This is a genomic window from Bordetella genomosp. 10 (assembly GCF_002261225.1).
GTDB lineage: Bacteria > Pseudomonadota > Gammaproteobacteria > Burkholderiales > Burkholderiaceae_B > Bordetella_C.
Map to the genome: position 1 here is coordinate 1,458,173 of NZ_NEVM01000005.1, position 11,115 is coordinate 1,469,287.

The following is an 11,115-nucleotide window of genomic DNA, read 5'->3' on the forward strand; positions in this document are numbered from 1 at the left end:
CCCTTGACCCGGCCGGGGCGCGGGCTGCGCGGTCCGTACTCGGGTTTTCCATAGCCGGATCGTACTTGCCTATACTTGTATATTCAAGCTAGGATTTGCCCCATATTCCAAACGCCCGCACAAGGCCCCCGAAGGACGCCATGCCCACCGCCTCCCGTGAACTTCCCCTGCCGCCCTACGCGCGCATCAAGCAGCACATCGTCGACCAGATCGAATCCGGCGAGTGGGCCGTCAACGACCAGGTGCCGTCGGAGAACCAGCTCGCCGCGCAGTTCGAGGTGTCGCGCATGACGGCGCGCCGCGCCATCCTGGAGCTGACCCAGGACGGCATCCTGGTGCGCAGCCAGGGCCTGGGCACTTTCGTCGCCGAGCAAAAGCCGGCGCTGCCCGTGCTGGAAGTGCGCAACATCGCCGAGGAAATCGCCCAGCGCGGCCACCGCTATTCCAACCGCGTGCTGCAACTGGAGCGCGTGACCGCGCCGGAAGGCGTCGCCACCGCGCTGGCGCTGGCCATCGACAAGTCCGTCTATCACTCGCTGATCCTGCACCTGGACAACGACGTGCCGGTGCAACTGGAAGACCGCTACGTGAATCCGCGCGTCGCGCCGGACTACATCGAGCAGGACTTCAGCCGCGAAACCCCCAATGCCTACCTGACCCGCGTCGCGCCGCTGACCGCGGTCGAGCACGCCATCGAAGCCATCCTGCCCGACGCGCGCGTGGCCGGCTACCTGGACCTGAAGGCGCCGCAGGCCTGCCTGCAAGTGCTGCGCCGCACCTGGTCGGGCGAAGACGTCGTCACGTTCGCCCGCCTCATCCATCCCGGCGACCGCTACCGCCTGACGGGACACGCCGTCATGTCCACGCGCCCCGCCCCCGCAAAGACGTCCGGAGACCAATAGCCATGACCTCGACCCCAGCCTCCCGGCTCGACCCGTCGCGTTCCATACGCGCGCCGCGCGGCGACGCCCTGACCTGCAAGAACTGGCTGATCGAAGCCGCCTACCGCATGATCCAGAACAACCTGGATCCCGAAGTGGCCGAGCACCCCGAGGAACTGGTGGTGTACGGCGGCATCGGGCGCGCCGCGCGCGACTGGGCGTCCTACGACAAGATCCTCGACGTGCTGCGCCGCCTGCAACCCGACGAAACCCTGCTGGTCCAGTCCGGCAAGCCGGTCGGCGTATTCAGGACGCACGCGGACGCGCCGCGCGTGCTGCTGGCCAACTCGAACCTGGTTCCGCACTGGGCCACGTGGGAACACTTCCACGAACTCGACCGCAAGGGCCTGATGATGTACGGCCAGATGACCGCGGGTAGCTGGATCTACATCGGGTCGCAAGGCATCGTGCAGGGCACCTACGAAACCTTCTACGCCGTGGCCAACCGGCATTTCGGCGGCGATCCCAAGGGCCGCTGGATCCTCACGGCGGGCCTGGGCGGCATGGGCGGCGCGCAGCCGCTGGCCGCCACCATGGCGGGCTTCAGCATGATCGCCGTGGAATGCGACGAATCGCGCATCGATTTCCGCCTGCGCACCCGCTACATCGACGTGAAGGCCAAGACGCTGGACGAGGCGCTGGGGCTGCTCGAGGAGGCCCGGCAAAACGGCCGCGCCCTGTCCATCGGGCTGCTCGGCAACGCCGCCGACGTGCTGCAGGAAATGGTCGAACGCGGCATCACGCCCGATTGCGTGACCGACCAGACCTCGGCGCACGATCCCCTGAACGGCTACCTGCCCCAGGGCTGGAGCATGGCGCAATGGCGCGAGCGCCGCGCCTCGGACCCGGACGGCGTGGCGCGCGCCGCCAAGCAATCGATGGCCGGCCACGTGCGCGCCATGCTCACGCTGCAGGAACGCGGCGCGGCCACGCTGGACTACGGCAACAACATCCGCCAGATGGCGCTGGAAATGGGCGTGCGGAACGCCTTCGATTTCCCCGGCTTCGTGCCGGCCTACATCCGCCCGCTGTTCTGCGAGGGCATCGGGCCGTTCCGCTGGGTCGCCCTGTCCGGCGATCCGGAGGACATCTACAAGACGGACGCCAAGGTCAAGGAACTGATCCCGCACGACAAGCACCTGCACAACTGGCTGGACATGGCGCGCGAGCGCATCGCCTTCCAGGGGCTGCCCGCCCGCATCTGCTGGGTCGGCGTGCGCGACCGCGCGCGGCTGGGCCTGGCCTTCAACGAGATGGTGCGCAACGGGGAATTGCGCGCGCCCGTGGTCATCGGCCGCGACCACCTGGACTCCGGTTCGGTGGCCAGCCCCAACCGCGAGACCGAGTCCATGCGCGACGGCTCGGACGCCGTGTCGGATTGGCCGCTGCTGAACGCCCTGCTGAACACCGCGAGCGGCGCGACGTGGGTGTCGCTGCATCACGGCGGCGGCGTCGGCATGGGCTTCTCGCAGCATGCGGGCGTGGTCATCGTGTGCGACGGCACCCCGGAGGCCGCGCAACGCATCGGCCGGGTGCTGCACAACGATCCGGCCACCGGCGTCATGCGGCATGCGGACGCGGGCTACGACGAGGCCATCGGCGCCGCGCGCGAGGCGGGCCTGGACCTGCCGATGCTGGACCGCCAAGCCTAAGCCCCGATCCGCATTGCGCTTCGCTTTTCGCTTATAGCTTTTCACTCATTGCTTATCGCCTATCGCTCATCGCTTTCATCCGCCGCGCCGGCCAAACTACGCAGAGAGCCGCCCCGGCGCGGCCCAACCCGGCAGTAGACACGAACACAAGGGGAATACCATGAAGTTGTCTCTGATCCCGCGCCTGGCGGCAGCCGCCGGCGTCATCGTCGCGGCCGTCTCCGGCGGCGCGCACGCGGCCGACACGGCCTATCCGTCGAAACCCGTCACCATCATCGTGCCATTCGGCGCGGGCGGCGTGGCCGACGCCATCGCGCGCATCGTCGGGCAGAAGCTGAACGAAGCCTGGAACGTGCCGGTCATCGTCGAGAACCGGCCCGGCGCCTCCGGCAACCTGGGCATGGGCCAGGTCGCGCGCGCCGCGCCGGACGGCTACACGCTGGCCCTGGCGCCGGCCGGCAACCTTACCGTCAACCCGCTGCTCTACACCAACCTGAACTTCGACACGGCGCGCGCCTTCGCGCCCGTCACGCTGCTGGCGACCTCGCCCAACATCCTGGTGGTGAACCCCTCCGTGCCGGCCAAGGATTTCAAGTCCTTCGTCGAATACGCGAAGAGCAAGCCGGGCAACCTGAACTTCGCCTCGCCGGGCGCCGGCAGCGGCGCGCACCTCGCGGGCGAACTGCTGAACCAGGTGGCCGGCGTGAAGACCGTGCACATCCCCTACAACGGCATGGCGCCCGCCGTGACCGACGTGGTCGCGGGCAACGTGCAGATGATGTTCGCGGGCGTGTCCACCGTGCTGCCCTTCATCCGCGGCGGCAAGCTGAACGCGCTGGCCATCGCCGGCCCGAAGCGCCTGCCGCAATTGCCCGAGGTGCCCACCGTCGCGGAAAGCGGCTACCCGGGCTTCGACGTCACTTCCTGGTACGGGCTGGTCGCCCCCGCGAAAACGCCGCCTGAAGTCGTGGCCAAGCTGCAGCGCGACATCGCCGCCGCCCTGAAGGATCCAGCCGTGCGCCGGAAATTCGAGGACCAGGGCGTGGATCCCGCCAACACCACCACCCCGGAATTCGCCGCCATGATCCACGACGAGTCGCGCAAATGGGCGGACATCGTGAAGACGGCCGGCATCAAGCCCATCCAGTAAGCCCGGAGACATCATGCAGTCCATCGACATCACCTACCTGAACGGCCCCGACGTAAAGGCCCTGGACATCACCGACGCCGAGATCCTGGCGGCCGTGGAAGGCGCCCTGCGCGCCCAGGGGCTGGGACAGACCGTCATCGAGCCGCGCGTGCACCTGGTGCCGGAGTCGTCCGACAAGGGCCACTTCAACGTGCTGCGCGGCTACATCGCGCCGCTGAACGTCGCGGGCGTCAAGGTCGTCAGCGATTTCGTCGACAACTACAAGGTCGACCTGCCCTCCGAGATGGCGCTGCTGAACCTGTTCGACCCGGTCACCGGCAAGCCCCTGGCCATCGTCGACGCCACCGCCATTACCGACATGCGCACCGGGGCGGTCACCGCGCTGGGCGCCAAGCACCTGGCGCGCAAGGGCAGCAAGGTGCTGGGGCATATCGGCGCGCGCGGCACCTCGTACTGGAACGTGCGGCTGCTGGATAGCCTCTTCGATTTCGACGAGATCCGCGTGCACTCGCGCCGCCCGGAAAGCCGGGAGGCGTTCGGCGAGCGCCTGTCGCGCGACCTGGGCAAGACGGTGAAGGTGGTGGAGGACTGGGAATCGTGCGTGCGCGGCGCCGATATCGTCGTCGAGGCGTCGCGCCTGCCCAAGCCCACGCCGCTGCTGAAAACGGAATGGATCAAGCCCGGCGCCCTGGTCATGCCCTATGGCACCATGAGCGCCGTCGAGCTATCGCTGACGGACATCATGGGCAAGGTCGTGGTGGACGATTGGGGGCAGTGCCGCAAGGGCCTGCCTTTCGGCTCGCTGCGCGCGCACGTGGACAGCGACCGCATCACGCAGGAGAACCTGCACGCGGAGATCGGGCAGATCGTGGCTGGGCTGAAGCCGGGGCGCGAGCGCGAGGACGAGACCATCCTGTTCTGGCATCGCGGCCTGTCGACCACCGACATCGCCCTGGGCCAGGCCATGCTCGACAAGGCGCGCCGCCTGGGCATCGGCCAGACCTTGAAGTTCGCGTGATCGCCATGCCGGCCGCGCCGCTGATTACGTCGACGCGCATGTACGACGCGGCGCCCGCGGCGCGGGCGGCGTGGCATGCGCTGCTGGGCGAAGGACACCGGCGCGCCGGCCTGCGGGTGGCCTTCGTCGAGCATGGCTGGCCCACGCCGATCGGCGAGCTGTGGCAGCGTCCCGGCCTGTGCGGCGCCTTCATGTGCGGCTGGCCGTATGCGCGCGCGCTGCGCGCCGGCCGCGCCTATGCGGCCGTGGCCGCGGTGGCGCCCGCCTGGCCGGCCTACGGCGACCTGGCCCGCTATCGCAGCGAATTCCTCGTGCGCGAGGACACGGGTTGGACCCGCGTGGAAGACGCGCTGGGCAGCCGCTACGGCTGGATGGTGCGGGACTCGCAATCGGGCTGGAACGCGCCCCGCCGCAGGCTCGCGGCCATCGCGCGTGAACGTGGCGAATGCGGCGAACGCGGCGGACGCGATGGAGGCGACGGAGGCGACCCACGGCTCTTCCAGGAATCGAAGGGCCCGTACGGCAATCCGCGCGGGCTGTTGCAGGCGCTGCGGCAAGGGGAGATCGACCTGACCGCGCTGGACGGTTGGTACCTGGACCTGCTGCGCGCCCACGATCCCGCCGCGCTGGCCGGGATACGCACGGTCGGCTGGACCGATTGGACGCCGAATCCCCTGCTCGTCAGCGGACCGGACGTCGACCCCGAAACGACGTCGCGGCTGTCCCGCGTCCTGCTCGCCATGCACGAGGACGCCGGCGGCGCCCTGCTGTTGCGGCAAGCGCACGTGGCGCGGTTCGTCGCGGCGGATCCCAAGTCCTACGAAGTGCTGCTCGATGACGAAGACGCCGGCCACTACCCGGAAATCAGATGATCCCGCGCGGGAAGCCACGCCCGTGAACCGGGCATTCGGTATCAAGGAAGCCAGCCGTGAATGAAACGCCCCGGAATGAAACGCCTTCGAATGAAACGCCCCCCGTCATCGTCGCCTCGCCCGCGCGCGTCCTGCGGCTGGACGACCTGCCCGCCACCCCATGGAGGAACGGCGGCGGCGTCACCCGCGAACTGGCGCGCGCGGAACTGCCCGGCGGATCGGGCTTTGCCTGGCGCCTGAGCATCGCCGATATCGACCGGCCCGGCCCCTTCTCGGACTTCCAGGGCTATCGCCGGCAATTGATCCTGCTGGCCGGCCACGGGCTGCACCTGGGCGGGCCCGGCATGCGCGGCGTGCGGCTGGACCGGCCCGGCGACATGCACGTGTTCGATGGCGCGGCCCCTGTCTCCGCGACCCTGTACGGCGGGCCTTGCCGCGACGTCAACCTCATGACGGCCCATGCGGCGCCCTGCCATTGGGAAGTGCAACTGCTGCGCGACGCGTCGCTGGACCTCGCGGGCGGCTTCGCGCTATTTCCGGTGCAAGGCCAATGGCAAGCGCGCGCCGTCGATGCGGCCGGCGCGACCGGCGGTGACGGCGACGCGAGTTGCACCGACACTGCCGCGGACGATGCAGGCAAGGCGGCATCTTCGGCCCCATGCATCGCCGGCCCGGGCGACGTGTTGGCACACTTGGACGCGCCCGCCGCCTCCACGCTGCACTGCGCGGGCAGCGGCCTGGCCATCCTGCTGCGGCTGCGGCCTCATCGATCCTGAAACGGACGCGGACAACGACCGCGTCCCCTCCCGGACATAGGCCATCGCGCCTGTCATTGGCGGCCCGGAGCGCACCTCGCGCAACGCTTGTCCGTGCACGACATCCGGCTCAGCCACGCTAGCTTCCGGCAATGGCGCCAGATGCGCGCGGATCGCCTGATCGGCGGCATTCTCTCTTCAAAAAGAGAAGCCGGCGTTCAAGCTCCAGTCAGTCTCGCTCTCCATCGATTCCGCATGCGCCCATCTTTTTGATGCAGGTCAACGTATCCGGCCAACGCCACGGAAAAGTCATCTTTCGCGCATGCTCACGGGTATATGCTCGACCACATATCGAGAAGTTCCTGTGTTCATGGTGCAAGGGCTCAACGCGCCGCTCCGGCCTGTTCGACGTTGCCCTGTGTATCCCGCTGGCATGTCCCTCTTCAAGGAGTCTCTTCAATGGGAAAGTGGACCACGCAGAACGACGCCAGGGCGCGTCGCATCGAATCCGGATCGCAATATGCCAAGGGCAAGGTCGTCATGGGGGATCAGGTCACGCCCTTTCTCGAGGCCGTCCTGCATCCCGGCGATCGCGTATGCCTGGAAGGCGACAATCAAAAGCAGGCGCAGGTGCTGGCCCAGGCCATGATGGACCTGGACCCGGCCAGGATCCACGATCTCCACATGGTGCAATCCGGGATCGTGCTGCCCGAGCACCTGGATCTCTACGAGCGCGGCATCGCCCGCAAGCTCGATTACTCCTACTCCGGCCCGCAGTCGCTGCGCATCACCAGCATGCTGGTCGACGGCAAGATCGAGCTGGGCGCCGTCCACACCTACCTGGAACTGTTTGCCCGCTACTTCGTCGACCTCACGCCCAACGTCGCGCTGATCGCGGCGGTGTGCGCCGACAAGGACGGCAATCTCTACACGGGCCCGAATACGGAAGACACGCCCACCATCGTGGAGGCCACCACCTTCAAGGGCGGCCTGGTCGTCGCGCAGGTCGAGAAGATCGTCGACAAGGTGCCGCGCGTGGACATCCCGGGAGACCGCGTGCATTTCCTCGTCGAGACCGGCAAGCCGTTCTATGTCGAGCCGCTCTTCACGCGGGATCCGGGCGCCATCACGCCGACGCAGATCCTGTGCGCCATGATGGCGATCAAGGGCATCTACGGTCCTTACCAGGTCCAGCGCATCAATCATGGCATCGGCTTCAGCACCGCCGCCATCGAACTGATCCTCCCGACCTTCGGCGAGAAGCTCGGACTCAAGGGCAAGATCGCCACGCACTGGGCCCTGAATCCGCACCCGACCCTGATCCCGGCCATCGAGGCAGGCTGGGTGCAGCAGATCCACAGCTTCGGCTCCGAAGTCGGCATGGAGCACTACATGGCCGCGCGGCCCGACATCTATTTCACCGGCGTGGACGGCGGACTGCGATCGAACCGGGCGTTCTGCCAGACCGCCGGGCTGTATGCCTGCGACATCTTCATCGGCTCGACCTTGCAGATCGATCTCGACGGCAATAGTTCGACCGTCACGGAAAGCCGCACGGCCGGCTTCGGCGGCGCGCCGAACATGGGATCGGACCCGCATGGCCGGCGCCACGGCAGCGCCCCTTGGCTGAAGGCCGGCGCCGAGGCCTATCCCGATACGCCGGCGGCGCTGCGCCGGGGCCGCAAGCTGGTGGTGCAGATCGGCGAGACCTTCGGCGACAAGAACGTGCCACTTTTCGTCGAGCAGCTCGACGCCATCAAGCTTTCGCAAAAGCTCGGGCTGGACCTCGCGCCGGTCATGATCTATGGCGATGACCTGACGCACATCGTCACCGAGGAAGGCATCGCCAACCTGCTGCTTTGCCGCAATGCCGACGAGCGCGAGCAGGCGATCCGGGGCGTGGCCGGCTACACCGAGGTCGGCCGCGGCCGCGACAAGAAAGAGGTCGAGCGCTTGCGCCAGCGGGGCGTCATCCAGCGCCCCGAGGATCTCGGCATCGATCCGCTGGACGCGGACCGCCGCTGGCTGGCCGCCCGCTCCATCAAGGATCTGATGCTGGCCTCCGGCGGGCTCTACGACCCGCCCAGCAAATTCCGGAACTGGTAACAGGAGAACCGCAGATGGAAAACCTGATCTACACGCTCAAGGCGTCCAAGGCCGCCTCGGGCACCAAGAAACTGGCCATCCTCGGCGTGGTGGCTTCCGGCGATCTCGAGGTCCTGCTCGAACGCACCTTGTCGGCGGACGAATGCCGCGTGGAAATCGCGACCACGGCGCATGGCTTCGGCGCGGTATGGCAGGACGTCGTCCATGATTTCGTCGACGGCCACGGCACCGGCGGGCTGCGCATCTCGATCAACGACGGCGGCGCCCGCCCCGATACCGTCCTGCTGCGCCTGGCGCAGGGCGTCAAGCTCATCGAGGAGAAGGAATAATGAGCCAGCATTCAACGCCTGCCCTGAGCTGGTACGAATCCACGGCGCGGCAACGTATCGAGGGACTGCTCGACGCGCGCAGCTTCGTCGAGTTCATCGGCCCCGAACAGCGCAAGATGAGCCCGCACCTGCCGATGTTCGATCTGCCCGAGGCCTTCGATGACGGCATCGTCATCGGCCGCGGCAAGCTCGAGGGCAAGGAAATCTTCGTCGCCGCCCAGGAAGGCAAGTTCATGGGCGGCGCCTTCGGCGAAGTGCACGGCGCCAAGCTGCTTGGCCTGGTGCAGGCCGCCGAACGCCACAAGCGCGACCTGGTCATCTGCTTCGACACGGGCGGCGTGCGCCTGCAGGAGGCCAATGCCGGCGAAGTCGCGATCGCCGAGATCATGCGCGCCATCGTGCACGCGCGGCTGGCCGGCGTCCAGGTGGTCGGCCTGCTGGGCGGCCGCGCCGGCTGCTATGGCGGCGGCAGCTTGATCGCCGGTTGCTGCTCCGCGCTGGTCATCTCCGAACACGGCCGCCTGTCGGTGTCGGGCCCGGAAGTCATCGAGACCAACCACGGCGTCGAGGAATTCGACTCCAAGGACCGGGCCTTCGTCTGGCGCACCATGGGCGGCAAGCACCGCTACCTGATCGGCGCGGTGGACGGCTACGCCGAGGACGCGATCCCGGCCTTCCGCGACGCGGCGATCTCGGCGCTGGGCGCTCCGACCGCGCTGACCCTGGATACGCTGCGATCCGAACAGACCCGTCTGGAACAACGCCTGAAGCGCTTCGGCGCGTTGACCGACGGCACGCAGGTGTGGAAGGCGCTCGGGATCGACGACCCCCAGGCCATTCCCAGCCTTCCGACCGATGAATTCGTGGCGCTGGCCAACGGCGTCCGGGAGAACACACATGGCGCTCGCTGATATCTTGAAATCCATTTTCCCCGAAGGGCATACCCTGAAGGAGAACGGCGGCCTGGTCTTCGGCGAGGGCAAGCGCCTTCAGGGGAGCGCCGTCCACATCCTGGGGGTGGTCCATGACACGCCGCTCGGCATCGAAGACACGGCCGCGCTGGCGGCGCGCGTCCTGGAGATCGCCCGGGAGACCGGCGACGCGCCCATCCTCTTCGTCATCGACTCCAACAGCCAGCGCATGAGCCGGCACGACGAGTTGCTGGGCCTGAGCGAATATCTTTCGCACCTGGCCAAGGCCTTGCGGCTGGCCGAGGTTCATGGCCATCGCTCCATCGGCCTGCTTTACGGCCACACGGCGGCCGGGGCCTTCATCGCCACGGCGCTGGCGGCGGGCGTATTGATCGGCTTGCCCGGCGCCAACCCGGAAGTGATGGATCTCCCCTCGGTCTCGCGCGTCACCAAGCTGTCCATCGACGTGCTCAAGGAAAAGGCGAAGACCAATCCCGTCTTCGCGCCCGGCCTGGACTACCTGGCCTTGACCGGCGCGGTGCACCGGATCTGGGATCCCGCCCAGCCGCTGGCGCCGCAGTTCGAGTCGGTGCTGGCCGAACCGGTGAGCGACGTCGACGTCCGTCCCCAGGCCGGACTCGAACGCGGCGGACGGCCGCAGGCCCGGCACATCGTCGACCAGGTCCTGGCCGAAGCGGGGCGGCATGCCTGACGCGCGACTGCCGCAGCGGCACACCCTGGCATGGGCCGACCCGTCGGCATGGGATGCGGCCGGCGCCGAGCCGGCATCCGGCCTGCTGCGGGCCTGGGCCGCCGAACATCGGCCGCTGGTCGTCAGGCGCAGGATCGAGACCGATCCCGCCGGCAGCGTGCCGCTGGGCCTGCCCCTGCCTCCCGAGCAGGGCAAGAAGCGCCTGTTCACGGCGCTGTCTCCGCAAGCGCTGCACGGCATGCGGCCCATGCCGGCGCTGGACCGCGCGCGCGCCAACGCGCCCACGCACTGGCAGTCCGTCATCGACCGCATCCTGGCGGTGGCGCCGGACACGCGGGTGTTCGGCAGCCTGGCCTGGGAATACCTGACCGGCCTGCCTTATCTCAGCGACACCTCGGACCTGGACCTGCTGTTTCCGATGCCCGCCTCGGCGCCCGCGTGGCACACGCTGGGCCGGGAACTGCTGGCCATCGACAGCCGCACGACCCTGCGGATCGACGGCGAGTGCGTGCGCGCCGATGGCGTCGCCGTGAAGTGGCGCGAGCTCGCCGGCGAGTCGTCCGAGGTCCTGCTCAAGACGCTCGACGGCGCGTACCTGATGCCGCGCGCGGCCTTCATGAAGGAAAGCTTCGGGACATGAACCGCGCGCCGGCCGGCGCGGGCTTGCCC

The 11,115-nt window shown here is 68.3% G+C and carries 11 protein-coding genes; all 11 read left to right on the plus strand.

Annotation, left to right across the window (positions count from 1 at the left end):
• Positions 1 to 140: 140 nt before the first annotated feature.
• Entirely contained in the window at positions 141 to 902 is a 762-nt protein-coding gene (gene hutC, locus CAL29_RS22615) for a histidine utilization repressor (RefSeq protein WP_094855227.1), read from the plus strand.
• A gap of 2 nt (positions 903 to 904) precedes the next feature.
• On the plus strand, positions 905 to 2,593 hold the full coding sequence (gene hutU, locus CAL29_RS22620) for a urocanate hydratase (protein WP_094855228.1): 1,689 nt from the start codon (positions 905 to 907) through the stop codon (positions 2,591 to 2,593).
• A 160-nt stretch (positions 2,594 to 2,753) separates the two neighbouring features.
• Positions 2,754 to 3,743, plus strand: coding sequence for a Bug family tripartite tricarboxylate transporter substrate binding protein (locus CAL29_RS22625; RefSeq protein WP_094855229.1), 990 nt, complete (start codon positions 2,754 to 2,756; stop codon positions 3,741 to 3,743).
• Between the two features lie 13 nt (positions 3,744 to 3,756).
• The gene (locus CAL29_RS22630; RefSeq protein ID WP_094855230.1) at positions 3,757 to 4,761 is read left to right on the plus strand and encodes an ornithine cyclodeaminase family protein; all 1,005 of its coding nucleotides are present in this window, start codon (positions 3,757 to 3,759) and stop codon (positions 4,759 to 4,761) included.
• A 5-nt stretch (positions 4,762 to 4,766) separates the two neighbouring features.
• On the plus strand, positions 4,767 to 5,633 hold the full coding sequence (locus CAL29_RS22635; RefSeq protein WP_094856840.1) for a phosphate/phosphite/phosphonate ABC transporter substrate-binding protein: 867 nt from the start codon (positions 4,767 to 4,769) through the stop codon (positions 5,631 to 5,633).
• Positions 5,634 to 5,689: 56 nt separating this feature from the next.
• Positions 5,690 to 6,409 (plus strand): HutD/Ves family protein, encoded by a 720-nt coding sequence (locus tag CAL29_RS22640; protein WP_094855231.1) that lies wholly within the window; start codon positions 5,690 to 5,692, stop codon positions 6,407 to 6,409.
• A 438-nt stretch (positions 6,410 to 6,847) separates the two neighbouring features.
• Positions 6,848 to 8,494 carry a malonate decarboxylase subunit alpha gene (gene mdcA / locus CAL29_RS22645; RefSeq protein WP_094855232.1) on the plus strand — a complete coding sequence of 549 codons (1,647 nt, stop codon included), beginning with the start codon at positions 6,848 to 6,850 and terminating at the stop codon, positions 8,492 to 8,494.
• Between the two features lie 14 nt (positions 8,495 to 8,508).
• Positions 8,509 to 8,823, plus strand: a complete 315-nt coding sequence (gene mdcC / locus CAL29_RS22650; protein WP_094855233.1) for a malonate decarboxylase acyl carrier protein — start codon at positions 8,509 to 8,511, stop codon at positions 8,821 to 8,823.
• Positions 8,823 to 9,734, plus strand: a complete 912-nt coding sequence (locus tag CAL29_RS22655) for a biotin-independent malonate decarboxylase subunit beta (protein ID WP_094855234.1) — start codon at positions 8,823 to 8,825, stop codon at positions 9,732 to 9,734. The genes mdcC and CAL29_RS22655 overlap by 1 nt, the downstream gene beginning before the upstream one ends.
• Positions 9,721 to 10,446, plus strand: coding sequence for a biotin-independent malonate decarboxylase subunit gamma (locus CAL29_RS22660; RefSeq protein ID WP_094855235.1), 726 nt, complete (start codon positions 9,721 to 9,723; stop codon positions 10,444 to 10,446). Before CAL29_RS22655 ends, CAL29_RS22660 begins: the two co-directional genes overlap by 14 nt.
• The gene (mdcG, locus tag CAL29_RS22665; RefSeq protein ID WP_094855236.1) at positions 10,439 to 11,086 is read left to right on the plus strand and encodes a malonate decarboxylase holo-[acyl-carrier-protein] synthase; all 648 of its coding nucleotides are present in this window, start codon (positions 10,439 to 10,441) and stop codon (positions 11,084 to 11,086) included. Before CAL29_RS22660 ends, mdcG begins: the two co-directional genes overlap by 8 nt.
• Positions 11,087 to 11,115 lie beyond the last annotated feature (29 nt).